This window comes from Prauserella endophytica (genome assembly GCF_005146945.1).
Lineage (GTDB): Bacteria > Actinomycetota > Actinomycetes > Mycobacteriales > Pseudonocardiaceae > Prauserella_A > Prauserella_A endophytica.
Genome location: NZ_SWMS01000002.1, coordinates 403,864 through 429,028 on the forward strand (window position 1 = coordinate 403,864; position 25,165 = coordinate 429,028).

Sequence of the window (25,165 nt, forward strand, 5' to 3'; positions counted from 1 at the left end):
GCCGGCCACACGGCGTCCGCGGTCACCGCGGCGTCAGCCGGATGACGGGGTAGCGCCGCTCGGACTTCTTCTGGTACTTGGCGTAGCGCGGCTGGGCCTCGGTGATGCGCTGCCACGCCTTCTCCCGCTCGGCGCCCTCGAGCACGTGCGGCGTCGCCGGGACGGCGGACTGGCCGTGGAACTCGATCGCCGCCTTGTCGGGGTGTGCCATCAGGTTGAAGTACCAGTCGGGGTGCCTGCTGCCGCCTCCCGAGGCCACGATCAGGCGCGCGTCGTCGCCGTCGGCGAACCAGGTCAGCGGCGACTCCCGCGGCTGCCCGCTGTGACGGCCCACCGTGTGCAGGATGAGCATGTCCATGCCCATGACCTTGCCGGCCTTCCTGCGGATCTTCTCGTTGGTCCTGACGTTCATCCGCCGCTGGAACCAGTGCGACGCCCTGGTGAGCGGACCGCGCTTCTTCTGATTGCCTGTCTGCTGGCTCGAGGTCATGCGCTCACGGTAGGAACGGCCGCCCGGTCGGCGCTTCTCGATTCCTGATCGGTCAGCCGGAGGTCACCGGAACGAGCGCGATCACCGGGACGACCGGCCGATCCCGCGCTGGTACTCGGCGAGCCCCCGGTACCGTTCGGCCCGGAACGTTACCGCTCGTCGCGCTCGGCGTGCGGAGCGGCAGTGGCGCGCCGTCGGACGGTCCGCCTCGCCGGCACGCCCGCCCGGTCCAGCATCAGCAGGCGATCACCCTCGTCGTTCGGCCGCGACCAGTTCCCTGGTGGCTGGGGCGACCTCGGCCGCGAACAGCTCGGTGGTGTATTCGTCGTCGGTGGCGAGCACGAAGCCGGTGATGCCGTGCTCCAGCGTCAGCCCGGCCAGCTCTTCGGCCCACTGGTCCGGCGGGCCGTTGAGCAGCGAGGTGCTGGTGTCCCCGAACCGCCCGTTGATGTTGAGCAGCCGCCGAATGTCCGAAGGCGAGCGTCCGGCCGAGGCCGCCGCCTCGTCGATCCGCTCGTTCAGGTCGCCGAGGACGGCCGGGCCGCCCGGCAGATAGGGCAGCGAGGGCAGCCACCCGTCGGCGGTCTTTCCCGTCAGCGCCAGCATCTTGGGTTTGTAGGCGCCGATCCAGACGCCGATGTCGTGCGCCGGGGCCGGGCCCCGCTTCGCTCCGTCGGCGGCGTAGTAGTCGCCCTTCACGTGCACGCCGCCCGGCTGGTCGGCCGCCCAGATCTGCCGCATGATGGCGATCGCCTCCTCGAGGGCGACCACCGCCTGCGCGGGGGAGAGCCTGCGGCCGCCCATCGCGTCGATGGCGTCCCAGAACGCGCCCGCGCCGAGCCCGAGCTCGACCCGCCCGCCGCTGAGCAGATCGAGGCTCGCGGCACTGCGGGCCAGCACGGCGGGCTGCCGCAGCGGGAGGCTGAGCACGTTGCCGCTCAGCCGGATCCGCTCGGTGCGGGAGGCCACATAGGACATTAGCGTCCACGTGTCGTGGAAGCGTGGCTGGTAGGGATGGTCCTGGAAGGTCACGAGGTCCAGGCCTGCCCGGTCGGCGGCCACCGCGAGGTCCACCGCGTGGTGGGCGGGCGAGGCCGAGGGCGTGACGAAGGTGCCGAACAGCAGGTCGTGTCCGTAGTCGGGCATGGGTTCGCTCCTCAGTGGGATCGGCGTTCAGGGGTGACGTTGAAGTTGTCGCGGAAGACGTTGCCCGGGTCGTAGGTGGCCTTGAGTTCGCGCAGCCGCCGCAGCGTCGCGGGCGGGAACGCGTCGGCGAGCCGCTCCGGCCGGGGATCGGTCTCGAAGCTGAGGTACAACCCGTCGAGGTGCCCGGCCAGCCGGTCCCATTCGGCGTCGACCCGCCGACGGTCCACGCCGAAGGTGGTGACGGAGAAGTTGGCCGACCGATGGGCGTACGCGGTCGCGTCCGGGGGCACGTCGGCCACCGCGCCCCCGACTGCCCGGATCTGGAAGAAGTACACGGCGCCGCTGCGGAGGAGCCGCTCGGCGTCGGCCGCGAACTCGGGTGTGATGTGCTCGGCGAACGCGGACCTCGTGACCGGTTCGCCGTGGCCGTTGTGCGCCTCGGGGCTCGCGTTCGCCATGACGGACGCGTAGGACGTCAGCACCACCGACTGGTCGTGGAGGGGACCGATCTCCGCGAAGGGCCGCAACCGGTCGAGAACGGTCTCCGGGTCGGCGGAGTCGACCATCGCCATCAGGTGCGCCACCGGCGGCCTGCCACGCCGGGGCGGGCCGACGAGCAGGAAGCTCGTCACGTCCCTCGGCGCGGCCTCCTGCGTGGCGCCCCAGCGGTGCAGCAGCCCGGCCGTGTCGCTCGCGTCGAACACGAGCCGCGCCCACCCGACGTCACCGACCTCGTCGGCTTCGAACTCGAACGAGGTGACGACGCCGAAGTTCGCGCCCGCGCCGCGAACGGCCCAGAACAGCTCTGGGTTCTCGTCGTCGCTCGCGCGGACCACGGAGCCGTCGGCGAGCACCATCCGCACCGCGCGCAGATGGTCGATCGTCAGCCCGTGCTCGCGGGCGAGGAACCCGAGCCCGCCCGCGGTGGCGAGGCCGCCGACCCCCACGCCGCCGTAGTCACCGGAGGTCAGCGCCAGCCCGTGGGGCGCGAGCGCCGCGGCCACGTCCGCCCACCGCGCGCCGGGGCCGATGTGGACACGGCGGCGGGCGGGGTCGACCACCTCGATCGAGTTCAGCCGGGACACGTCGATGACGATCCCACCGTCGTTGGTCGAGCGCCCGCTGATGCCGTGCCCGCCGCTGCGCAATGACAGCGGCAGCCGCGGGTGCGCCCGTGCGAAGGCCAGCGCCTCGGCGACCTCCTCCTCGGTGCGTGGCCGCAGCACCAGCCCTGGCGCGCCGCCCCGCAGGTAGGTCGACCTCACCCCGGCGTAGCCGACGTCGCCCGGCTCGATCGCGGCGTCAGCCAGCGCGGCGGGGACGTCGTCGTACGCGATGCCTTCGCGTCGCCTTGCCCGGACCGCAGCCCGGCGGAGCGGCGGCAGGGAAGTGCCGGGCAGCTCCCGGTCGACGGCCTCCCGCAGCGCCGGGGCGACCTCGCCCGCGAACCGCTCGAGGGTCGCCGTGTCGTCGGTCGCCAGGATGAACGTGCCCACGCCGTCCTCCACGACGAGCGGCAGCAGCGCGTCGACCCACGCCTCGCCGGGCCCGCCGAGGAAGTCGCCGGAAACGTTCAGCAGGCGCCGGATCTCCCTCGGGTCCCGGCCCGCCGCCACGGCGGCCTCGTCGATGAGCTTGTTGCCCTCGGCGAGCTGTCCCGGTCGCAGCAGCTGGTGCGTCACCACCCAGCCGTCACCCTTCGCGCCGAGCAGGCGCAGCATGCGCGGTTTGTACGCGCCGAGCCAGAGCGGGACGTCGTGGGCGGGTTCGGGTCCGCGCGCGGCGCCGTCGACGCGGTAGTGCTCACCGTTCAGCCGGATCGGGCGCTCGTCGCCGACGTCCCAGCTCGCCCGGATGATGTCGATGGCCTCGCTGAGGGCGGTGACCGACTCGCCGGGGGAGAGGGTGCGCCCGCCCATCGCGCCGATCGCCTTCCAGAACGCGCCCGCCCCCAGCGCGAGCGCGAGGCGGCCACCGGACAGCCGGTCCAGGCTCGACGCGGCACCGGCCAGGACGGCGGGGTCGCGCAGCGGCAGGTTGAGCACGTTGGGGGCGAGCGTCACGCGGCGGGTGCGGCCGGCGAGCCAGGTCAGGAGCGTCCAGGCGTCGAGGTGAGCCGGCTGGTACGGGTGGTCCTGAATGCTGACGAGGTCGAAACCCAGCTCCTCGCTGCGCGTGGCGAGTGACACCACCCGTGCGGGCTCGGTGGCCGTCGGGGTGAGGAACGTGCCGAAGGTCAGTGCGTGACCGTAGTGCATCTCGCACTCCTTAGGTTGATGCGTCAACCATATTAGCCGGGTTAAGTTGACGCATCAACCTGTTGGGTTACGCTGGGCACATGGCTACCTCCGGGCTCTCCGCGCGCCAGGCGGACGTGTGGGCGCGCTATCAGGCGATGCGGGTGCGACTGGCCGGTCAGCTCAACCGCGAGCTCGCCGCGTGCTCGGGTCTGTCGGAGCCGGACTACGAGATCCTCACCGCGCTGCTCGACACCCCCGGCGAGCCCGTGCGGGCGCTCGCCCTGCGCTGCGGCCTCGGATGGGAGAAGAGCCGGCTGTCCCACCAGTTGCGGCGCATGGAGCAGCGCGGGCTCGTCACGCGGTTCGACTGCGCAGAGGACAGCCGCGGCACCGTCGTCCAGATCACCGACCTCGGCCGCGAGCTGGCCGAGGAGGCGACGGCACACTACAAGCGAGCGGTGCGCAGGCACGTCGTCGACGCGCTCACCGAGGAGCAGCTCGACGCGCTCGGCGACATCGCGGACGCGGTGCTCAAGGGGCTGCCCCGGCACGAGCCGCACGGGTCATGACGATTCGGGCCGCCGCCGGACCGCGCACCGGCTCGCCGACGATCTTGCTCAGGCGCCGTGCGACGGTCCGCGGGCTGACGTGAAATCCCCGGAAGAGCTCGCGTTCAGGCCGGGCTCGGCTCGCCGAGCGCGACGATCAGCTCCGCCAGGCGGTGCGCGCCGGGGGCCTCGACCGGGTAGTGCCCGGCGCCCTCCAGCAGCACCAGCTCCTTCGGCGCGGCGAGCCGGTCGAAGAAGCGCAGGCTGACCTCGGTGGGGGTCCACCGGTCCTCGCCGGGATGGGCGAGCACGAAGCGGGGACCCGTCGCTTGTTCCGGCTCCACGCCGGGCGCCGAGTCGAGGAAGCTGCGCAGGAAGCCCAGCGGCACCCTGTTCCCGCCGCCGAGCCGGTCGCCCAGCACCAGCCCGGTCAATCCCGGGTCGTTGCTGATCGCGCCCATGTTGGTGACCCAGCGCAGGGGTACCCGTAGCGACGCGAGCGGCCCGGCGAGCACGCGCAGCGCCGGACGGGCCGCGGCGCCGAGCCACGCGAACCGCGAGATGTGCCTGCGGGCCAACGGATCCCTCGGGTCGAACAGGCAGGTCGCCAGCACGCGGTCGGCGACACCGGTGCGCGTCGCCGCGTCGTAGGCCAGCAGCCCGCCCATGCTCGCCCCCACGACGACGAGCCGCCCGGCGTGGCTCCGCCGCTCGGCACGCAAGAGGTCGCAGACGAGCGCCACCCAGTCGGGGTAGCGCACGGCCGCGCGGCGCGGAACGCGCGTGCGCCCGTACCCGGGCAGGTCGGGCACCACGACGTGCAGGCCGTGCGACGCGGCGTAGGCGGCATAGGGCCACAGGGCGGCCGCGTGCCCGCCCGCGCCGTGCAGGAGGAGCACCCGGACCGGCGCCGCGGGATCGCCCACGCGCTCGAGGTGGATGTCGGCATCGCGCCACGGCCACCACGTGGACTCCCTGCGCGGCAACGGGTTCGCGCGCAGGTCCTCGGGCAGTCGGGCGAGGTAGGCTTCGTGCATGACCTCGATCCCAGCGGGTTCGGAGCCCCGTGACAACTCGCGTTAGGACCATCATCGACACGCCCCGGAAAAGGCCGCGCCAGCAGCGGTCCCGCGAGACCGTGGAGGTGGTGCTGGAGGCGGCTGCTCAGGTTTTCGAGCGCGAGGGGATCTCCGCCACCACCAACCGGATCGCCGAACGCGCCGGTGTCTCGATCGGCACGCTGTACCAGTACTTCCCCAACAAGCGGGCGCTCCTCCACGCGCTGGCGGAGCGGCATCTCGACGAGGCGGGGGAGCGGCTCGCGGCGCTGTCGGCGGAGCTGGCAGCCGCGCGCCCGGACTGGGAGACGACCGTAAGCATGGTCGCGGCGGCGGTCGACGACCTGCACCGGAACCGGCCGCGGCTGCACGCGGTGCTCTACGAGCACACGCCGCGCACGCCGGACGGCGTGGAGCGCCTGCGGGCACTGCACGACGGGCTCGCCGAGGAGCTGGCGGCCCAGCTGCGCCGGTGTGGCCGAGGAGGAGCGGACGCCGAGCACACGGCCGCGCTGCTCGTGCACGCCGTGGACGGCCAGCTGCACCGGGTGCTGCTCGGGGCCGAGTCGGCGGCCGACGACCTGGCCCGCACGATGCTGGCGCTCAGCCCCGGCCGGGACTGAGCGCCAGTGCCGCTACGACGCCTGTTCGGCGTCGGACGTCTCGGTGGAGCCGTCCGCCGTCACGGCGGGCGGCCACGGCTGCGAGGACGTGCCCCGGATGATCCGGTCCCGCTCGACGCGGACCCGGTAGGGGTTCGCGATCTGCCGGAACTGCGCGGCGGTGTCCGTGTGCTCCATTCAACCTCCTGCTCGTCGGGAACCGGCCGAGCCGGTTCGCACGCTGCCGATCGGTCGCCGCGGACAGGAACGCCAGGAACCTGTCACCAGCGGCAGGAGCGCCCCCGGCCGGAGGGCCGACGGCTCGGGCGCCCGCGACCGGGCGCCGCTGCCCTCAGTCTAGTCGTTGATCACCTGATCGGGTCCCATGGGTCAGTAGCCACCCAGGCCGTTGAGGTAGTCCGCGACCTTGCGCACGGCGGCGGGATTGCGCGGTCCCTGCACCAGCTCGGCGTAGTCGAGAACGAGGAACCGCTTGTGCTCGACCGCGGAGACGTGCCGCAGCGGCGGGAAGCTCTCCAGGAAAGCCCGCTTCTCCGCCGCGCTCGTCGGGGCGTAGTCGTTGATGACGATCACCTCGGGGTCGCGCTGCACGACCGTCTCCCACTGCGTCGTGGTCCAGCTGTCGGCGAGGTCGGCCATGACGTGCTCTCCGCCACCGCGCGTGATCACCTCGTGGGAGGCGGCGTAGCGCCCGCCGGTGAACGGCTGGTCGGTGCCCGAGTCGTAGAGGAAGACCCTGGGGCGCGGCCGGTCCTCCGGCACGGTCGCCTCGGCCTCCCGCACCACCTCGCGGTACTCGGTGACCAGCTGCTCGGCGCGCTCGGAGACACCGAAGACGCGGCCGAGGTTGCGCAGGTCGGTGTAGAGCGCCTCCAGCGGAGGCATGATGCCGCGCGAGCGCTCCGTGTTGCCGTTGCGGCAGGATTCACTGAGCACATAGGACGGTACGCCCAGCTCGTCGAGGTGCCGCGGCGTGAGGCCGGTGTCCTCGCGGAAGCCGTAGTTCCAGCCCGCGTACACGAAGTCGGCGCCCGCCTGCAGGATCACCTCCTTGCTGATGGTGTCGACGCCGAGGTTCGGCACCCGCTCGAAGTCCTCGCGCCACGGCGAGGACGCGATGTCGCGCTGGTGCGGCAGGACGTAACCGGCGATGCGGTCGCCGAGCCCGAGCGCGAACAGCGTCTCCACGATCCCGCTGTCGTAGGCCACGATCCGCTCCGGCGCGCGGTCGAACGTCACCTCCTGGCCGCAGTTGGTGACCGTGACGGGATAGCCGTCGGCGGCGGAGCCGGGCTCCTCCCGCACCTGCGCGCCGCAGCCGGAGACGAGCAGCGTGGCGGCGAGTGCGAGCACGGGCAGGGGGCGTCGCATCACGGCGTTCCTTCCGGGTCGGGTGCACTGCTGAAGACGAGCTGGGGCGCGCCGCTCACCGGGTGTTCGAGCACGTGCGCGTGCACGCCGAACACGGTGGCGAGCAGCTCCGGCGTCAGGACGTCGCGCGGACTGCCGCTGGTCACCACGCCGCCGGCGTCGAGGACGTAGAGGACGTCACACGCGCTCGCGGCCAGGTTCAGATCGTGCAGGGCGACCAGCGCGGTGACGCCCGAGTCGCGCACCAGCGCGAGGATCTCCAGCTGGTGGCGGATGTCGAGGTGGTTGGTCGGCTCGTCGAGCACCAGCACGCTCGGTTCCTGCGCGAGCGCGCGGGCGATCAGCACCCGCTGCCGTTCCCCGCCGGAGAGCGTGAGGAAGCCACGCCGCGCCAGGTGCCGCACACCCACCCGGCGCAGTGCGGCGGCGCAGATCTCGCGGTCGGCGTCGCTGTCGGCCTCGAGCCTGCCCTGGTGTGGGGACCGGCCCATCGCCACCACCTCGGCGACCGTGAAGTCGAACTCGGCGTGCTGTTCCTGGGGCAGGGCGGCCACCCGCCGCGCGCTGTCGCGGGCGGTGAGCCGCCAGACGTCGTCGCCGTTGACCAGCACCCGGCCCGCCGAGGGGCGCAGCGCGCGGTACACGCAGCGCAGCGTGGTGGACTTGCCGCTGCCGTTGGGGCCGATGAGACCGACGACGGCGCCCGAGGGCACGGCGACCCGCAGGTCCGACACGAGCCGCGTACTCGCGACGGTGACGGTGAGCCCCTCGATGCCGACGTCCATCAGCGGCCCCCGAACACGTAGCCGCGGCGCCGGACGAGCCAGACGAACACCGGTACGCCGAGCGCCGCGGTGAGCACGCCGAGCGGCAGCTCCTGCGGGGCGACGAGCGTGCGCGCCAGCAGGTCCACCCACACGAGCAGCACGGCGCCCGCGAGCGGCGCCACGGCGAGCAGCCTGCGATGGTCGGCCCCGGTGACCATGCGCACCAGATGCGGCACCATCAGCCCCACGAAGCCGACGGCCCCGCTCACGGCGACGAGGCAGCCGGTGACGGCCGCGCAGACCACGAACAGCCTGCGCCGCAACGGTCCCGGCTCGACGCCCAGCGCGGCCGCGGTCTCGTCGCCCATCGCCAGCGCGTTGAGCGCGCGGGCCTGCGACAGCAGGTACGCGATGCCGGCGGCAACGGCTGCCGCGGCCAGCGGCAGCGAGGGCCACGTGACGCCGCCGAGGCTGCCGAGCAACCAGAACAGCGCCGAGCGGGCCGCGTCGCCGCGCGGGGCGAGGAACACCAGCACGGTCGTGACCGCGGAGAAGCCGTACGCGAGCGCGGTGCCGGTGAGCACGAGCCGCAGCGGCGTGAGGCCCTGTGGCGACCGCGCGGCGAGGTAGACCAGCGCGGTGGCGCCGAGCGCGCCGACGAAGGCCGCCACCGACAGGGCGTAGACGCCGAGGGCGGCGAACGCGCCGAGCACGATCACCGCGGTGGCGCCCACCGACGCGCCGGAGGACACGCCGAGCACGAACGGGTCGGCCAGCGCGTTGCGCACGAGAGCCTGGCTCGCGACGCCCACCGCGGCGAGCCCCGCGCCGACCACCGCGGCCAGCAGCACGCGGGGCAGCCGCACCTCCCACACGATCTGGTAGTCCGGCAGGTCGGCGGCGTCGATCCAGCCGCCCGTGAGGCCCGCGCCGAGATGGCCGAGCACGTCGGACAGCGGCACACGGGCGGCACCGAGGGCCAGCGCGCAGATCAGCGAACCCAGCAACCCCAGTGCCAGCGCCACCACGAGCGGGACGGGTGCGGGGCGGTGCGGGGCGGCCTGCCGTGCGACGGCGTCGGCCATGTCGTCCGCCTTCCGGAATGCGGGCCCACGGCGAAGGCCGCGGCGCCACGCCCGCGCTACGGCGGGCCGCGTTCCGAGGCTCCGGCCCGCAGACCTCGACGGGTGTCCAAGAGCGCGCCGCGCTCGCCGGGCGTTCGGGCTCGCCGTCCCTCGGACGGCCTACCGTTGCGGGTCAGCGCCGGACTTCGACCGGCTTCCCCCATGCGGGCGCGGATGCGGTTGTCGTCCATGATCGTCGGGCAGCGGCGGCGAGGGTGTCAATCCGCTGTGACGTGGACGTCAGCGGCGCGGGCCGGTGCCCAGCGAGGCAGCAACCGGTCAGGGTCGTTCCCGCGGACGCGGGAACCTGGCATCGTGCGGCGAGGTCGTGACGGGAGCTGAGCATGTGGCGAGTCGGCGAGTGCCTGTGCTGCGGCAGGCGAGTCTGGGGCACGCGGCGTGGCTACTATCTCGACGCCGGCGAGGCCGGACTGCTCCTGCGGCTGCTGGGCGCGCCGAGGACGGAAGGCGAGGTCCGGCCGATCTCGCTGTACGGGCACCGGCGCTGGCTGGTGCACGCCTCGTGCGCGCGACAGCGGCCTCAGGAGATGGAGGCGGTCTTCCGCGAGCAGCGGATCGCCGCGCTGCAACGGGATCACCGCGTGCGCGAACGGGCCGAGCGGCTGCGCGGCACGGAGCTCACCGCGGGCATGTCGCAGCGGGAGGTGGTCCGCCTGCTCGGAGAGCCGCTGGCGAGGATGAGCGTGGGGGAGCTCCTGGCCAGGCAGCGCTCGGTGCGGTTTCTCGGCGGGAGCCCGGGTGAGGTCGAGCTGTGGTTCTTCGAGGTGCTGCCCTCGCCGGACCGGGTGCTGCGGATCGCCTTCGGCGACGGCCGGGTGCTCGGCATCGAGGAGGTGGACCGACCGTAGCGGGAGGTGCGGCTAGGATGCCCCGGCCAGCCTCGAACCCGGCACGAAGGATCCGCGCTGATGGAAATCTGGATCAACCCGGCCTGCTCCAAATGCCGCTCCGCACTGTCGCTGCTGGACGCCGAGGGAGCCGACTACACGGTCCGGTACTACCTGGAGGAGCCGCCCACTGCGGACGAGCTCGACGCCGTGCTGAAGCGCCTGGGGCTGGAGCCGTGGGACATCGCCCGGCTCGGCGAGGCCGCTGCCGGTGAGCTGGGCCTGGCCTCGTGGGCGCGCGACGCGGCCCATCGGCCGCAGTGGCTGGAGGCTTTGGCCGCGCACCCGGCCCTCATCCAGCGGCCCATCATCACCGCGGACGACGGGACGACAGTGGTGGGGCGCTCGGAGGAGGCCGTGCGCTCCGTCCTGCCGTAGCGGTGAACGCGACCAGGGAGCCCACGTCGGCGACGACCCGTTCGGCGTAACCGCCCCGTATCGACGTCGGCCACCACCCGGCGGCCCACTCGCCGGGCACGGCGCCCCGACGCCCGCGGCGACACCGGGTCGGCGCGTGCTCGGGCCGTTGCTCCTCCGGTGAGTGGGGTCAGTCGCTCACTGCCGGAGCCGCGCACCGAAGCGCCGGCACGCCGCGGCGAACTCGGCGGGTTCGTGGACGGTGAAGTCGGCGTCGAGGAAGGCGAGGCTCGGCAGCAGCCAGTGCCAGGAGTCGAGCGACAGCACCGCGCGGGTGCGGTCCCCGGCGACGGCGGCGAGCTCGACGTCCTGGTACGTGAACGCGTCGGCCACCGCGGTCACCGGGGCGTCGATGGTCAGGACCACCCGCCGCCGGTCCTTCGCGAGCCCCTGCCGGAGGTAGTCGATCCCGGTTCCGGCGGGCAGCGGGCGGCGGGTGAAGCGCAGGCTCAGCTCGCGCAGCCCCGTGATGCGGTCGGTGCGGAAGACGCGCCAGTCGTCCCTGCCGGTGTCAAAGGCCAGCAGGTACCACCGCAGGTTCAGGTGAAGCTGGCGGTGCGGCTCCACCCGGCGCGTGCTGGTGACGCCGGTCGCCGCGGTGTAGTCGAAGGTGACGACGTGCTCGTGGTGGATCGCGTCCGCGAGCGTGCTCAGCGTCCCCGCACTGGTGCTCGGGGCGCGTGTCGGCGTGGTCTCCAGGCTCTCGCGCAGGGCCGCCGCGCGCGGACGGAGTCGTTTGGGCAGGTACTGGTCGACCTTGCCGTAGGCGCGGGTCGCCGCGTCGTCGACGCCTCCCTCGGTGGCGTCACCGATCGCGGCCAGCGTCGCCAGCCCCAGCAGGGTCGCGATGGCCTCGTCGTCGTCCAGCAGCAGCGGCGGCATGGCGCGGCCGGCGGCGAGCCGGTAGTAGCCGCCAGGGCCCGGCTGCGTCTCGACCGGGTACCCGTAGCCGCGGAGCCGGTCGACGTCGCGCCGCAGCGTGCGCGGTGTGACGTCGAGCCGGGCCGCCAGCTCGTCGCCCGAAAAGGCCCTGCCCGTCTGCAGCACCGCCAGCAGGGCGAGGACTCGTCGCAGCACATCGGCCATGGCTCCATTGTCGCGATAGTCGCGGACATTTTCTGACCACATCTGCCCGTACGGTCGGGGGCATGGCGGAGCGTCACATCCGGATCCGGGGAGCCCGGACCAACAACCTGAGGTCACTGGACATCGATGTGCCACGCGGGCAGGTGGTGGTGTTCGTGGGGCTGTCCGGCTCGGGCAAGTCGTCGCTGGTGTTCGACACGATCGCGGCCGAGGCCGGTTTCCAGCTCACCGAGACCTTCCCACCGTTCACCCGCAACCGGCTGCCGAAGTGGACCCGGCCCGACGTCGGCCACCTCGACGGCCTCTCCCCGGTGGTGGTGATCGACCAGCGGCGCATCGGCGGGAACGCGCGCTCCACGGTCGGCACCATCACCGACACGTGGACCTACCTGCGGCTCCTGTTCTCCCGCGTGAGCACGCCGCACGTCGGCGAGTCGAACCACTTCTCCTTCAACGACCCGGCCGGCATGTGCGCAACGTGCTCCGGCCTCGGTGAGGTGGTGACCAGCGCGGTCGACCGCTTCGTCGACCTGGACCGGTCTCTCGAGGACGGCGCGATCCTGTTGCCGGGCTTCGGAAACGGTGGTTACTGGTACTCGCGGTACGCCGACATCGGCGCGTTCGACGTGAGCACGCCGCTGCGCGACTGGACGCAGGCCGAGCGGGAGGCGCTGCTGTACGGCGGCGAGCACGCCGCGCGGCTTGGCACCAAGCCTCCGAAGGACTACGAGGGCGTCGTCGAGCGCTTCGAGCGGATCTACCTGCACACCTCGGACAACCTGTCCGACCGCAAGAAGGAGACGCTCGCCCGGTTCACGTGCTCCGCGGTGTGCCCCGACTGCGAGGGCGACCGGCTCAACCCCATCAGCCGGACGGCCACGGTGCTCGGCCGCACCATCGGCGAGCTGGCCCGCATGGAGGTCGCCGAGCTCGCGGAACTGGTGACGGAGGTGACCGACCCGAGCGTGGCCCCGGTCGTGGCCGCGCTCAAGGACCGGCTGGACGCGATGGTCACCATCGGGCTCGGCTACCTCCACCTCGGCCGCGCCACCACGAGTCTGTCCGGGGGCGAGTCGCAGCGGATCAAGACCGTCAAGCACCTCGGCAGCAGCCTGATCGAGCTGCTCTACGTCTTCGACGAACCCACCGTCGGCCTACACCCGCACGACGTGTCCGCCATGACGGCGCTCCTCGAACGGCTGCGTGACAAGGGAAACACCGTGCTGGTGGTCGAGCACGATCCCGCCGTGATGGCCATCGCCGACCAGGTCGTCGAGATCGGTCCGCGCGCGGGGGAGGAGGGCGGCAGGCTCGTCTTCCAGGGCACGTTCCCGGAGCTTCGGGAGGCCGGCACGCCCACCGCGGCGGCGCTGGCGCGCGGCCGGCCCCTCAAGGACCGGCCACGAACGCCGCGCGGGCGCATCACGGTCAGCGAGGCCACGCGCAACAACCTCCGGAACCTGACGGTCGACTTCCCGGCCGGCGTACTGAGCGTGCTCACCGGCGTCGCGGGTTCGGGCAAGTCCAGCCTCGCGGACGAGCTCGTCGCCCAGCACGACGCCGTGGTGATCGACCAGAAACCCGTCAGCACCAACCGCCGGTCGACCCCCATCACCTACACCGGCATCGCCGCGGCGATCCGGAAGCTGTTCGCTCGCCGCAACGGCGTCCCGGCGGCGCTGTTCAGCGCCAACTCCGAGGGCGCGTGCCCCGACTGCGGCGGTCTCGGCGTGATCTACACCGACCTCGCCTTCATGGACGGGCAGGAGACGGTCTGCCAGACGTGCCGGGGCCGGCGCTTCACCGACGAGGTGCTGCGGTACCGAGTGGAAGGACTGTCCATTGCGGACATAGACGACCTCACGATCGCCGAGGCCGTCCACCGCCTCTCCGACCGTGCGATCACCAGGGGGCTGCGCCATCTCGACGACGTCGGCCTCGGCTATCTGCGGCTCGGTCAGCCGCTGACCACGCTGTCCGGTGGCGAATGCCAGCGGGTCAAGATCGCGAAGGAGCTGCGCGACACCAGCGGCCCGGCCCTCTACGTGCTCGACGAGCCCACCACCGGGCTCCACCTGGCCGACATCGACACGCTGCTGGGGGTGCTCGACGACCTCGTGGACCACGGCCACACGGTGGTCGTCATCGAGCACAACCTCGACGTCATCCGCCGCGCCGACTGGCTCATCGACCTCGGGCCGGGACCGGGCAGGCACGGCGGCCGGATCCTGTACGAGGGACACGTCGCGGGACTCACCGGCACCGCGACCGCACAGGCGCTGGGCTTGAGTCTCCAGCGGCTGGAGACCCTAGCCTCCACGGCATGACGATCACGGTCCTCGACACCTACCCGGCCATGCGCGACATCCTGCGGGCGCCCGTACCTGAGCGGCCCGCGCTGCTGCGGGCCATGCTGGAGCCGGCCGCGGGCATGTACCGGTACTTCCCCGGCGAGGTGGACCTCGTCGCGATGCACGGTGCGGGGTCGGGATTCCCGCTCGACCGTGACGAGGCCCGGTGCCGGGAAGCCCTCGACGCGCTGCACGAGGCCGACGCGTGGGCCCGGATCGAGCGTGCCCTCGGTGACGCCCTCACAGTGCAGCTCGCCGCGACCCCCGGGATCACGGTGCCGGACCTCACCGTGCTCATCGTGCTCGGCGACCCCGGCGACGCCCACTTCATGGGTCCCGCCCTCGGCATGACGGCCAACGGCAGCGTGTCCGGCTACCTGTTCCTGAACTTCTGGCCGTACCCGGAGAACCTGGCGCGGCTGGAGGCGACGGCCGTGCACGAGCTGAACCACAACCTGCGCTACAGCCCCGGCGGCGTCAGGTGGGACCCGGCGACGGTCACGGTGGGGGAGCAGGTGGTGTCGGAGGGGCTCGCGGACGCGTTCGCGCGGCAGCTGTACGGCGACGAGCTCGGCTATGCCCGCATCGGGGTGCCGCACCTGCGCGACGACGCGGTGTTCGCGAAGGTCGTCTCCGGCCTCGGCGTGACCGGCATGGAGAACTTCGCCGCCTGGGTGCACGGCGACGCCACGGCCGCCCGCTACGGCGGGACGCCGGTCGGGCTGCCGAACGGGGCAGGCTACGCCGTTGGCAACCGGCTCGTCGACGCCTACCTCGCCGCGACCGGCCGCACCGCGGCGCAGGCCCTGCTGGTGAGCAGCCAGGAGGTGATCGACACCGCGCTCGACCGGATCCGGTGAGTGACCACCCGCAGTGAAGGCCACCTTCACTGCGTTCAACGCAGGCATGGTGGCCTTCACTGCATTAGGGCCGTACCGCGGGAGGGGCCGCTCACTCGGCGGTCATCGTGTCGGGGATCCAGAGCACGATCTCGGGGAACGCGATGAACAGTGCCGCGACGGCGACCACCGCCAGCACGAACGGCAGCGCACCCCAGAAGACCTCCGCAGCCGGACGCCCCGCCGTGCGTGCCACCACGAACACGTTGAGGCCAAGCGGAGGGCTGACGAGACCGATCTCGGCGAGCAGGACGATGAGCACGCCGAACCAGATCGGGTCGTAGCCGAGCTCCGTGACGAGCGGCAGCACCACCGGCACGGTGAGGGCGAGGATCGCGATCTGGTCGAGGAAGAACCCGAGCAGCACGTAGCAGAGCGCCAGGAAGACGATGATCACGATGGGCGCGACATCGAGCGAGGCCACCCAGTCCACGACGGTGGGCGTGACCCTGGTCGAGGTGATGAAGTAGCCGAGGATGTGGGCGCCCAGGATGATCATCAGGATCATTACGCTGGAGCTGATGGTCTCGGTGATCGCGTGCTTGCTGGCCGCCCAGGTCGCCCGCTTGCGCGCGACGAGCAGCGCGAACCCGCCGACCGCGCCGAGTGCGGCCGCCTCGGTCGGTGTGGCGACTCCGAAGTAGACGGTTCCGGTGACAAGGGCGAACAGCGCCAGCACCGGACCGGCCGAGGTCAGGCTGCGGAGCTTGTCCCTCCAGGCGTGCCGCTGGCCGGGAGGAGCCGCTGACGGGTTCACCTTGATGAGGACCATCAGGGTGGCGATGAGTGCGAGGGTGACCAGCGCACCGGGAAGGAAGCCCGCGACGAGCACCTTGCCCACGCTCTGCTCGGCGAGGATGGCGTAGAAGACCAGGATGATGCTGGGCGGCACCATGGCGGCGAGCGTGCCGACGACGGCGACGAGCCCGGTGGAGATCCGGGTGCTGTATCCGGCGTCGATCATCTTGGTGGTCGAGGTGTGCGCGAGTGTCGCCGCGGCCGCGGTGCTGGAACCGGAGACGGCCGCGAACATCGCGCCCGCGCCGGTGGCGGCGATGCCGGCGCCGCCGCGGATCCGGCCCACCCACACCTGCGTGGCGCGGAACAGGTCATCCATGACGCCGCTCGCCACGACGAACTGTGCCATGAGGATGAACAGCGGGATCGGCGACAGCGAGTACGACGACACGGCGGCCGCGGGGGCCGACTGGAGCACGCCGACCACAACGGACAGTCCACCATCGAGGTACAGGCCGAACGTCCCGGCGATGGCGATGGCGAAGCCGACCGGCACCCTGATGAGCAACAGCAGCAGCATCACGACGAGCACGACGAGGACGGACATCAGGCGTCGTCCCCCTTCTCGTCGTCCCGCCGGACGTCCCGGCGCGCGGCCAGGTCGCAGACCAGGCGCACGGTCAGCAGCGCCGCGCCGACGGGCACCAGCACGTGCCACGTCCACGTGGGGATGCTGAGCTCGGCGCCGCCGGGCGGCGGGATGTCGCGGGAGCTCCAGGCGTCGTGCGTCGTCAGCAGGCCCGCCCAGAGCAGCAGCGCGGACAGGCCGAGCATGAGCACCCGGGCGATCACCGTCATCGCCGCGCGCACCGGGGCGGGGCAGCGCTGGTAGACGACGTCGATGGTGACGTGGGCGCCGGTGCGCACCGTGTACGCCAGCGCGAGGAAGAAGTAGCCGGGCAGCAGGTAGTCCTGGATGAAGCCGAAGTTCCAGCCGATCGGAGAGGCGATGAAGTACCGCATCGCGATCTCCACCACCATCAGCAGGGTCATGGTGACCAGCGCGCCGGCCGCCACGGCGAACGCGGCGCGCTCGACCGCCGAGGCCGCTCGAAGCACGCGGGAGCCGGCCCGCGCGGTGGCCGTCTCCGGCCGGGTGCGCCGGGGCGCGTCAGTCGTCGTCATGGTTCTCCCGTTCCACGCGCCGGAGCTCGTCCTTGAGGTCTCGCAGTGCGGCGGCGCCGGGCCTGCCGATGTCCGCCATGTTGGCGGTCCACTGCTCGTGGATGGGTGCGGTCGCGCGGTTCCAGGCCTCGCGTTGCGCCTCGTCGATCCGCTGTATCCGCACGCCGGCGTCGCGCAACGTCTGCCTGCCCTCGGCGTTGCCCTCCTGCAGGGCGGCGCACAGGCTGCGGGTGGCCTCCTGGCCGGCCCGGCGGAGCGCGTCGCGCAGGTCCTCGGGCAGCACCTCCCACGCCGCCTCGTTGATGCTGTAGGTCATGGTGAAGCTGCCGAGCCGGGCGCCCAGCGTCGCGTAGCGGGTGACCTCCTCGAGGTGGTACGGAGCCGCGCTCACCGGACCGAGCACGGTTCCGTCGACGGTGCCGCGGGAGATCGCCTCGTACATCTCGGTGGCGGGCATGCCGACCGGCGCGGCGCCGAAGCCCTCGACGGCGCGGTCGATCGTCCCGCCGGAGGAGCGCAGCTGCAGCCCGCGCAGGTCCTGGGGGGTGTGGACGGGCCGGGAGCCGGTGAGCACCTCGTAGTCGGGGATCATGCCGACCACGAGCGGTCGCAGGTTCTTGGGCTGGAAGTCCTCCTGCCAGAGGACACCGCCCTCGGACATCAGCCGGGCCACCGCGACCGAGCCGGTGCACGAGTCCTCGACCAGGCCGGGCAGGTCGGCCACCCCGGACAGTGGCAGCTCGGCGGGAACGTAGGCGGGGGCGACCGAGCCGAGGTCGACGACTCCCGAGCGGATCAGCGACGGCAGGTCCGCGGCGTGGCCCATCTGCTCGGCGGGGAAGTAGTCGAACCGGAGGCGGCCACCGGAGAGCTCCCGCGCCCTTTCCATGAGCACGCCCGCCCCTGCTTCGGCGAACGGATGGCCCACCGGGTAGGAGTCGGCGACCTTCAGTGTGTAGACGCCGTCTGACTCGAGGCTGGGCGCCGGGGGAGCGCACGCGCTGCCCAGCAGCAGCACGAGCGGCACCGCCAGCAGGGCGCCGACCCGCCGAGGTGACTGCCTCATCGCATCACCGTTCCTAAATACGAATGGCTGTTCCGATATGCCACCGTAAGGAGTGGTCTGCCCCACTGTCAACGGTGGGGCTGCGGGTGCGGGAAGGCTGAGCCGGCGGTCAGGCCAGCCGGGCGGCCACGGCCTGGGTCGCGCCCACCAGCGCGTCCGCGATCTCCGGCAGGCGTTCCGAAATGCGGGTGGTGGGTCCGGCGACGGCCATGGCGGCGACCGCGCGGCCGTGGACGACGATGGGCCTCGCGGTGGCGCTGACGTCCGGCAGCGTCTCCCCGCGGTTGGTCGCCACACCCTCGGCGCGGACCCGTTCGAGTTCCTGTCTCGCCTGCTCGAACCGCTCGGGGTCGTCGATGATCGAGTGCAGGTAGGCGTCCCGCTTGCGGGGTGACCACGACGCCAGAAGCACCTTGCCCGCGCTCGGCGGGTACAGCGGGCGGCGAACCCGCAACGGGGCCGAGTAGCGGATCAGCTGCCGCGACTCGGCGGCGGCGACGTAGACCACCGAGTCGCCCACGCTGGTGCCGAGCATGGCGGTCTCGCCGAACGCGTCCCGCAGCTCCTCGAGGCTCGGCCGCGCGGCGTCGGCGAGGTTGGGGCGTTCCGCGGTGAGCAGGTTGCCCAGTGCGGGACCCAGGTGGTAGCCGCCGGCGTCCTCGACGAGGTAGCCGGTCGACACGAGGCCCTTCACCAGTCCGAACACGGAGGACTTCGGGGCGTCGAGCGCGGAGGCGAGGGTGCCGAGGCGGACGCCGGGCTGGTCGGCCGCCAGTTCGAGGATGGCGGTCACCCGGCTGACCGTGCGGTGGGATTTGGCGACTGATTCGGTCATGTCCACTCCTGGTCCGTTCGTATCTACGAACGATAGTCAACCGGCTCCAGCGGTTGACAGCGCCCAGCGGGACTGCCTATGTTCGGAAATAAGAATTCAAGGTCGTATATAGAAACGACGTGTGTGAAAGGCTCCTCGTGCATTTCGAGCTGACCGACGACCAGCGGCGGCTGCGGCAGGCCGCTCGCGACCTCGCCGCCGCGTTCCCCGACGAATACTGGGCCGGGCGGGACGAACGAGGGGAGTTCCCCTGGGACTTCTACCGGGCGTTCGCGGACGGCGGCTGGCTGGGCATCGCCATCCCCGAGGAGTACGGCGGCGGCGGGCTGGGCCTGCTCGAGGCGTCGCTGCTGCTGGAGGAGGTCGCCGCGTCCGGAGCGGGCATGAACGGGTGCAGCACGATGCACCTGACGATCTTCGGCCTCAACACCATTGTCAAGCACGGCAGCGCGCAGCTGCGCGAGGAGGTCCTGCCGAATGCGGCGGACGGCAGCCTCCACGTGTGCTTCGGCGTCACCGAACCCGACGCGGGCACCGACACCACGCGCATCAGCACCTTCGCCCGCCGGGACGGCGGTGACTACGTCATCAGCGGCCGCAAGGTCTGGATCACGAAGGCCGGTCAGTCCCAGAAGATGGTGCTGATCACCAGGACGACCCCGCGCGCGGAGGTCGCCAAGCCCACCGACGGGATGTCGCTGTTCCTCGTCGATCTCGACTCCGACGCCGTACAGCTGCGGCCGATCCCCAAGCTCGGCCGCAACGCGGTGCCCTCCTACGAGGTCCTGCTCGACGAGCTGAGGGTCCCGGCGTCCGCCTTGGTCGGCGAGGAGGGCAAGGGTTTCACGTACCTGCTCGACGGCCTGAACCCGGAACGGATCCTGCTGGCGCACGAGGCGCTCGGCATCGGCAGGGCCGCGCTGCGCCGCGCGGTGCGGTACGCGAACGAGCGCGTGGTCTTCGACCGCCCGATCGGCCGGAACCAGGGTGTGGCGTTCCCGCTCGCCGAGGCGGTGACCCGGCTGGACGCGGCCGAGCTCATGGCCCGCAACGCCGCGTGGCGCTACGACAACGGCCTCTCGTGCGGGCGGGAGGCGAACATGGCGAAGTTCCTGTGCGCCGAAGCGGGGTTCGCCGCGGCGGACCAGGCGATGCAGACGCACGGCGGCATGGGCTACGCGAAGGAGTACCACGTCGAACGCTACTTCCGGGAGTCCCGGATCCTCCGGCTGGCGCCCGTCAGCCAGGAGATGGTGCTGAACTACGTGTCCCAGCACGTGCTCGGCCTGCCGAAGTCGTACTGAGGGAGCGAACGTTGCCGACCGTCGAAGGGGCCCTGGCCGGGATCAGGGTCGTCGATCTGTCCCGGGTGCTCGCCGGGCCGTTGTGCACGCAGATGCTGGCCGACCACGGGGCCGACGTGGTCAAGGTCGAACCGCCTGCCGGGGATGAGACGCGTGGCTGGGGCCCGCCGTTCGTGCGCCAGGGAACCAGCGCGTACTTCACCGGGCTCAACCGGAACAAGCGCAACATCGTGCTGGATCTCAACTCGGCCGAGGGGCAGGCCGTCCTCGGTCGTCTGCTCGAGGAGGCCGACGTGCTCGTCGAGAACTTCAAGGCGGGCACCCTCGCCAGGTGGGGCTTCGACGACGACCATCTCCGGCGCGCCTACCCGAGGCTCGTGCACAGCCGCGTCACGGGGTACGGGGTCGACGGGCCGAGGGGATCGGCGCCGGGGTACGACGCCATCCTCCAGGCCTACGCGGGGTTGATGAGCGTCAACGGCGCCGCCGACGGCCCCCCGACGCGCGTCGGCGTGCCCATTGTGGACATGGTCACGGGGATCCTGTCGTTCTCGGGGATCCTGCTGGCGCTGCACGAGCGGCAGCGGTCGGGACGCGGCCAGCTGATCGACAGCACGCTGCTGGACACGGCGGTGACCCTGCTCCACCCGCATTCGGCCACCTGGTTCGCCAGTGGGCAGGTTCCCGCGCGCACGGGTTCCGCGCACCCGACCATCGCGCCGTACGACACCTTCGCCACGCGCAACGGGCCGATCTTCCTCGGCGTCGGCAACGACCGCCAGTTCCGGAGCCTCGTCGAGGTACTCGGCCGTCCCGCGCTCGCCGACGACCCGCGCTTCGCGGCCAACGCCGACCGCGTCATCAACCGTGCCGAGCTGAGCGCGATCGTCGGCGCGCTGCTGGCGGAGCACGACCGTGAGGAGCTCGGCGCGCGCCTGCTGGAACGCGGCGTGCCGTCCTCGCCCGTGCACGATGTCGGCGAGGCGCTGACCGACCCGCAGGTGCTGCACCGCGAGATGGTCGTGGAGCTCGACGGCTACCGGGGGATCGGCATTCCCGTCAAGCTCACGCGGACGCCGGGCAGCGTCCGGACCGCGCCGAGAGACCGTGGCGCCGACACGCTGGAGGTGCTGCGCGACCTCGGTTTCGGGGACGACCACATCGCCCGCGCCGAGGGCAGGGCACCCGCCGAACCCGGGCCGGGGACCTGACGACCGGCCGCGCTCAGCGCGGAGGGTACTGCTGTGGCGGCGGGGGAGGAGGGTACCGCAGGTACGGCGGCGGAGGGTACTGCGCATATGGCGGGGGTGGTGGTCCCTGCGGAGTGCTCGCGGCCGCGGCCTTCAGCTTGGCGGCCCCGTAGAGCAGGTAGCCCGCCGCGACGACGGCGAACAGGAAGCCGAGGATGGTCAGGGCGAAGTCGCCGTCGTCCGGATCGAGGAAACCGCCGTACAGCCCGACGTCGGCCACGACGAAGTACACCAGGTACGCCAGCGGAAAGGCCACCCACGTCAGCGGGTGCCACCACCGGGTCGCCGCCTGGTTGCGCCCGACGAACAGCCAGTCGGCGAGCACGGCCAGCGGCGTCAGCAGGTGCTCGAACAGCGACCACGTCTCGCCGAGGTCGCCTCCCATGAGTGTCAGGAACGTGACCCCGACGAGGAGCAGCAGGACCGCGAGCGCACCACGCAGCCACGGCGAGCGCGGCTCGTGCGCGCGCCCGCCGGTGAACAGCGGGTACGCCAGCAGCCCGAGGTAGACCACCCCGGTGAGCAGGCTGGCCTGCTGGGACAGGCCCGGCATGGCCCCGTCGAGGCCCACATCGGACACCACGGCGCCGAAGCCGGTGAACGCGAAGACCACGATCAGCAGGCGCCACGCGCTCACCCCGGCGAGCACGGCGGGCGCGACCCTCGGCGCCTGCGGCTGCCACTGCTGTGGGTACGGATACCGCTGTGGTTGTGGCTGCCGGCCCCGCTGGTAGGTCACGTGTCCCCCCTCGTCGTCGCGAGTGGACGCTACCGAAGATCATCCGGCGATGTCAGGAGGACCGGGCATTCGGTGCTCCGTCACCCCGTTGCCGGTGCGACCGGCTCCCGGACGTGACCGCGCGGGAGCAGCTCGTGGGCGGCGAACATCCGGTGCAGAAGCTGGATCGCCACCGAACCCTCGCCCACCGCGGACGCCACCCGTTTCACGGAGCCGTGCCGGGCGTCGCCGGCGGCGAAGACGCCGGGCAGGCTCGTCTCGAGCGGCAACGGGTCGCGTTCGAGCGGCCAGGCGCCTTCGCCGAGGTCGCCTCCCGTGAGCACGAACCCCTGCGCGTCCCTGCCGACCTCGGGCGGAAGCCACCCGGTGTGCGGGCGCGCGCCGATAAGCACGAAGAGCCCATCCGCGCCGACCGTCTCCTCGCTGCCGGTCACGCGGTCGCGCAACACGAGGTGCTCCAGCCTGCCGTTGCCCCCACCGCCGACGATCTCGGTCGCCGTGCGGACCCGCACTCCCGGCGTCGCCTCCGCCTCGCGCACGAGGTAGTGCGACATCCCGTCGCCCAGCGACCGGCCTCGGACCACGATCGTCACGCTGGGTGCGTATCGCGCGAGGTACAGCGCGGCCTGCCCTGCCGAGTTCCCGCCACCGAGGACGTAGACGTCCCGGCCGCACATCGCGGGTGCCTCGGACGTCGGGCCGCCGTAGAAGACACCGGCCCCGTTGAGCGCCTCGAGCGCCGGCACGCCGAGCCGGTGGTAGCTGGCGCCCGTCGCGAGCAGCACCGCGCGGGACCGCACGCGGGCGCCGGTGGAGAGGGTGACGGACAACTCGCCGTGTTCGCGCCGCAGTCCGGTCACCTTCTGCATGAACGCGAACTTCGCCCCGAAGACCCACGCCTGGTCGTACGCCCGCTGAGCAAGGCGACGGCCGCTGACGCCTCGGGGAAAGCCGAGGTAGTTGCGGATCAGCGAGCTCGACGTCGCCTGTCCGCCGAGCCCGCCCTCGTCCACCACCAGGGTGCTGAACCCTTCCGACGCGCCGTACATGGCCGCCGAGAGGCCCGCGGGCCCGGCGCCGACGATCACGAGGTCGAACTCGGTGCGTTCCGGGTTCACCGGCGAGCCCGCCGCCAGCGCGATGTCGGCGTCGCTGGGATTGGTGAGCACCGTGCCGTTCGGGAAGACGACGATCGGCAGCTCGGCGGGCACCCCCGCGGCGGCGATGTGGGCGCGCCCCTCGCTGGAGTCGGCGAGGCAGAACGCGTGCGGGATGGCACAGCGGCCGAGCACCTGGCGCAGTTCGTAGGCCCGGCCCGACCAGGACTCGCCGACCACGTGGATCGTGTAGGGCGAGCTCCGGCGCGCCTCCGACCACTCGAGCAGCAGGCCCGACACCGCCTGGTGGAAGACCTCGTCGGGGGACGCCATCGGCCGGAGCAGGTAGTGGTCGATCCGGCCCCGCGCTATCCCGTCGAAGATCGCTTCGCCCGTCTCCCGGTCTCCCCACTGCCCCCATTCGATCAGCAGACCGCGCTTCGCGTGTGGATGGAGACGGCGGACGTGAGCGAGCAACTCGCTTCCTGTCATCCCCGACAACCACTGTCCGGAAAGGACCAGGGCGACCTCCTCGCCGTCCGCGGCGAGCTCGTCGAGACACCCTTTCGCCTCGTGCGACGAAGCCACGCTGACGACGCGGTAATGGCGCGCGTAGCGCTCTCGCAACTCCCGCTCGACGTCGCGCAGCACCTCAGCGTTCTCGTCGACGACGACGAGCGTAGCGCCAGACATGCCCCGACTCTAACGCCGCCGCACCACAACACAGAGTTCCCGTTTTACAAGGATCTTGCTCCGAGGCACAGCGACCAGGGGCGCGTGCGGGGGCGTTTCCAGTGGGGTGCCTGCACGCCTGGGCAGATCAGGTCGGCGGTGGCACGCCGGCGGGAGGACGGTGTCTTTCACGCCGTACGTATAACGACCTATACGGCTCGACTTTGTGGGGCCGGATCCAATGGACCGCCTGCGTCAGGTCGCGGGCCGGTCCGCGAGACGCTGGGGACGCCGACCGGCTCCTCGGGTCCGGCCAGCTGGAAGGCGTTCCCTGCCAAGGGGATCGGGGCCTGGTCGCTCCCGGCCGGTCAGGCGGGGCCGCGCTCGTCGGCGCTCGTCGGCGTGAGAGCACGGGCTCGCCGTTGTGGGCTGTCCTCCGGCCGCCGCGCCAGGGAGCTCGGAGCTCCGCTGGCACACGCGGCCGCCGGGAAACCGGTCGCCGACCCGGAAGGGCGCTGTTACCTTGCGGCCGTGGATCTCTTCTCGCGCTCGTGGGCGGCACTGCGCAGCGCGGTGGCGGGACTCGCCGACGAGGACTTCGCCCGGCCCTCCGGCTGCACCGGCTGGCTTGTGCGCGACCTGGTGTGCCACCTCGTCATCGACGCCCAGGACGTCCTGATCACCCTCGCGCCCCCCGTGGATTCGGAGCCGACGCGGGACGCGGTGACCTATTGGAACGTCGTCGAACCGCCGACCGGCACGGACCCGCTCGACGCGCTGATCGTGCGCCTCGCCGCCGCGTACGAGGAGCCGTGGTTGCTCAAGTTCCACCTCGACGACGTCGGCTCCGCGGCCGGGCGGGCGGTGGAGCTCGCCGACCCGGAGCTGCGGGTCGGCACGCGCGACGAGGTCCTCACCGCGGGCGACTACCTCGCCGCGTACGTCCTGGAGTGGACGCTGCACCACCTCGATCTGATCGCGCACCTGCCGGACGCGGCCGGGCCGCCCGCCGAGGGCCTCGCCCGCTCCCGCGAGCTGCTGGAGAAGATCGCCGGGTTCGCGTTCCCTCGGTCGTGGCCGGACACGGACGCCCTGCGCGTCGGTACGGGGCGGCGGGCCCCGAGCGACGCGGAGCACGCGCAACTGGGCGACGTGGCCGCGAAGCTCCCGCTCGCCCTCGGCTGAGCGCCGTTCGCGCTGGTCATGGCCGCCGGCCAGCGATGGCCGCCGCGCGACCTTCCCCTGGCCCGC

General features: G+C 72.3%; 24 protein-coding genes. 9 read left to right on the top strand and 15 right to left on the bottom strand.

The genetic code is table 11. The annotated features are described in order from the left end of the window. Positions 1-22: 22 nt before the first annotated feature. The 3 genes from FCN18_RS05780 to FCN18_RS05790 form a co-directional block, all read right to left on the bottom strand. Positions 23-490 carry a nitroreductase family deazaflavin-dependent oxidoreductase gene (locus tag FCN18_RS05780; protein WP_112269939.1) on the bottom strand — a complete coding sequence of 156 codons (468 nt, stop codon included), beginning with the start codon at positions 488-490 and terminating at the stop codon, positions 23-25. A gap of 246 nt (positions 491-736) precedes the next feature. Further along, positions 737-1,636, bottom strand: a complete 900-nt coding sequence (locus FCN18_RS05785; RefSeq protein ID WP_137093681.1) for an LLM class flavin-dependent oxidoreductase — start codon at positions 1,634-1,636, stop codon at positions 737-739. Positions 1,637-1,647: 11 nt separating this feature from the next. Beyond that, the gene (locus FCN18_RS05790; RefSeq protein ID WP_137093683.1) at positions 1,648-3,894 is read right to left on the bottom strand and encodes an LLM class flavin-dependent oxidoreductase; all 2,247 of its coding nucleotides are present in this window, start codon (positions 3,892-3,894) and stop codon (positions 1,648-1,650) included. A gap of 80 nt (positions 3,895-3,974) precedes the next feature. Here FCN18_RS05790 and FCN18_RS05795 point away from each other — a divergent pair, with 80 nt between their 5' ends. Next, the gene (locus tag FCN18_RS05795; protein WP_113644260.1) at positions 3,975-4,445 is read left to right on the top strand and encodes a MarR family winged helix-turn-helix transcriptional regulator; all 471 of its coding nucleotides are present in this window, start codon (positions 3,975-3,977) and stop codon (positions 4,443-4,445) included. Between the two features lie 104 nt (positions 4,446-4,549). Here the strand turns inward: FCN18_RS05795 and FCN18_RS05800 are convergent, their stop codons facing one another. After that, positions 4,550-5,461 carry an alpha/beta hydrolase gene (locus FCN18_RS05800; RefSeq protein ID WP_137093685.1) on the bottom strand — a complete coding sequence of 304 codons (912 nt, stop codon included), beginning with the start codon at positions 5,459-5,461 and terminating at the stop codon, positions 4,550-4,552. A 29-nt stretch (positions 5,462-5,490) separates the two neighbouring features. Here FCN18_RS05800 and FCN18_RS40500 point away from each other — a divergent pair, with 29 nt between their 5' ends. Next, positions 5,491-6,105: a TetR/AcrR family transcriptional regulator gene (locus FCN18_RS40500; RefSeq protein WP_304481740.1), complete on the top strand. Its 615-nt coding sequence runs from the start codon at positions 5,491-5,493 to the stop codon at positions 6,103-6,105. Between the two features lie 12 nt (positions 6,106-6,117). On the opposite strand, the gene FCN18_RS39000 is transcribed toward FCN18_RS40500, so the two are convergent. The 4 genes from FCN18_RS39000 to FCN18_RS05820 form a co-directional block, all read right to left on the bottom strand. Next, positions 6,118-6,282: a hypothetical protein gene (locus FCN18_RS39000; RefSeq protein ID WP_158303063.1), complete on the bottom strand. Its 165-nt coding sequence runs from the start codon at positions 6,280-6,282 to the stop codon at positions 6,118-6,120. A gap of 192 nt (positions 6,283-6,474) precedes the next feature. Beyond that, positions 6,475-7,476 (bottom strand): ABC transporter substrate-binding protein, encoded by a 1,002-nt coding sequence (locus FCN18_RS05810; protein ID WP_112269951.1) that lies wholly within the window; start codon positions 7,474-7,476, stop codon positions 6,475-6,477. Then, positions 7,476-8,261 carry an ABC transporter ATP-binding protein gene (locus FCN18_RS05815; protein WP_137093687.1) on the bottom strand — a complete coding sequence of 262 codons (786 nt, stop codon included), beginning with the start codon at positions 8,259-8,261 and terminating at the stop codon, positions 7,476-7,478. The genes FCN18_RS05810 and FCN18_RS05815 overlap by 1 nt, the downstream gene beginning before the upstream one ends. Beyond that, positions 8,261-9,328, bottom strand: a complete 1,068-nt coding sequence (locus FCN18_RS05820; RefSeq protein WP_137093690.1) for a FecCD family ABC transporter permease — start codon at positions 9,326-9,328, stop codon at positions 8,261-8,263. The genes FCN18_RS05815 and FCN18_RS05820 overlap by 1 nt, the downstream gene beginning before the upstream one ends. 383 nt (positions 9,329-9,711) lie before the next feature. Here FCN18_RS05820 and FCN18_RS05825 point away from each other — a divergent pair, with 383 nt between their 5' ends. Continuing rightward, the gene (locus tag FCN18_RS05825; protein WP_112269957.1) at positions 9,712-10,236 is read left to right on the top strand and encodes a hypothetical protein; all 525 of its coding nucleotides are present in this window, start codon (positions 9,712-9,714) and stop codon (positions 10,234-10,236) included. A 60-nt stretch (positions 10,237-10,296) separates the two neighbouring features. Beyond that, positions 10,297-10,653: an arsenate reductase family protein gene (locus tag FCN18_RS05830; protein ID WP_112269959.1), complete on the top strand. Its 357-nt coding sequence runs from the start codon at positions 10,297-10,299 to the stop codon at positions 10,651-10,653. A gap of 177 nt (positions 10,654-10,830) precedes the next feature. Here FCN18_RS05830 and FCN18_RS05835 read toward each other — a convergent pair whose 3' ends face one another. Then, a complete protein-coding gene (locus tag FCN18_RS05835; protein WP_112269960.1) occupies positions 10,831-11,778 on the bottom strand; it encodes a helix-turn-helix transcriptional regulator in 948 nt (315 codons plus the stop codon). A gap of 62 nt (positions 11,779-11,840) precedes the next feature. Between FCN18_RS05835 and FCN18_RS05840 the strand changes: the two genes are divergently transcribed. Continuing rightward, a complete protein-coding gene (locus tag FCN18_RS05840; RefSeq protein ID WP_137093692.1) occupies positions 11,841-14,105 on the top strand; it encodes an ATP-binding cassette domain-containing protein in 2,265 nt (754 codons plus the stop codon). Beyond that, complete coding sequence (locus tag FCN18_RS05845; protein ID WP_137093695.1) at positions 14,102-14,989, top strand: DUF2268 domain-containing protein; 888 nt, start codon at positions 14,102-14,104, stop codon at positions 14,987-14,989. Before FCN18_RS05840 ends, FCN18_RS05845 begins: the two co-directional genes overlap by 4 nt. Before the next feature lie 91 nt (positions 14,990-15,080). Here the strand turns inward: FCN18_RS05845 and FCN18_RS05850 are convergent, their stop codons facing one another. The 4 genes from FCN18_RS05850 to FCN18_RS05865 all read right to left on the bottom strand — a co-directional run bounded on the left by FCN18_RS05850 (position 15,081) and on the right by FCN18_RS05865 (position 18,852). Next, complete coding sequence (locus tag FCN18_RS05850; RefSeq protein ID WP_137093697.1) at positions 15,081-16,373, bottom strand: TRAP transporter large permease; 1,293 nt, start codon at positions 16,371-16,373, stop codon at positions 15,081-15,083. Further along, the gene (locus FCN18_RS05855) at positions 16,373-16,951 is read right to left on the bottom strand and encodes a TRAP transporter small permease (protein ID WP_113644252.1); all 579 of its coding nucleotides are present in this window, start codon (positions 16,949-16,951) and stop codon (positions 16,373-16,375) included. Before FCN18_RS05855 ends, FCN18_RS05850 begins: the two co-directional genes overlap by 1 nt. Further along, on the bottom strand, positions 16,938-18,017 hold the full coding sequence (locus tag FCN18_RS05860; protein ID WP_137093700.1) for a TRAP transporter substrate-binding protein: 1,080 nt from the start codon (positions 18,015-18,017) through the stop codon (positions 16,938-16,940). The genes FCN18_RS05855 and FCN18_RS05860 overlap by 14 nt, the downstream gene beginning before the upstream one ends. A gap of 109 nt (positions 18,018-18,126) precedes the next feature. Continuing rightward, complete coding sequence (locus FCN18_RS05865) at positions 18,127-18,852, bottom strand: IclR family transcriptional regulator (protein WP_112269966.1); 726 nt, start codon at positions 18,850-18,852, stop codon at positions 18,127-18,129. A gap of 119 nt (positions 18,853-18,971) precedes the next feature. On the opposite strand from FCN18_RS05865, the gene FCN18_RS05870 reads away from it, so the two are divergent. Together FCN18_RS05870 and FCN18_RS05875 are read left to right on the top strand one after the other, a co-directional pair. After that, complete coding sequence (locus tag FCN18_RS05870; RefSeq protein WP_228713675.1) at positions 18,972-20,156, top strand: acyl-CoA dehydrogenase family protein; 1,185 nt, start codon at positions 18,972-18,974, stop codon at positions 20,154-20,156. An 11-nt stretch (positions 20,157-20,167) separates the two neighbouring features. Continuing rightward, a complete protein-coding gene (locus FCN18_RS05875) occupies positions 20,168-21,367 on the top strand; it encodes a CaiB/BaiF CoA transferase family protein (RefSeq protein ID WP_199543287.1) in 1,200 nt (399 codons plus the stop codon). Between the two features lie 13 nt (positions 21,368-21,380). On the opposite strand, the gene FCN18_RS05885 is transcribed toward FCN18_RS05875, so the two are convergent. Then, positions 21,381-22,145 (bottom strand): hypothetical protein, encoded by a 765-nt coding sequence (locus tag FCN18_RS05885; protein WP_228713677.1) that lies wholly within the window; start codon positions 22,143-22,145, stop codon positions 21,381-21,383. An 80-nt stretch (positions 22,146-22,225) separates the two neighbouring features. Continuing rightward, a complete protein-coding gene (locus tag FCN18_RS05890) occupies positions 22,226-23,935 on the bottom strand; it encodes an FAD-dependent oxidoreductase (protein WP_112269968.1) in 1,710 nt (569 codons plus the stop codon). A gap of 510 nt (positions 23,936-24,445) precedes the next feature. On the opposite strand from FCN18_RS05890, the gene FCN18_RS05895 reads away from it, so the two are divergent. After that, positions 24,446-25,099, top strand: coding sequence for a maleylpyruvate isomerase N-terminal domain-containing protein (locus tag FCN18_RS05895; RefSeq protein ID WP_137093702.1), 654 nt, complete (start codon positions 24,446-24,448; stop codon positions 25,097-25,099). The last annotated feature ends 66 nt before the right edge of the window (positions 25,100-25,165 follow it).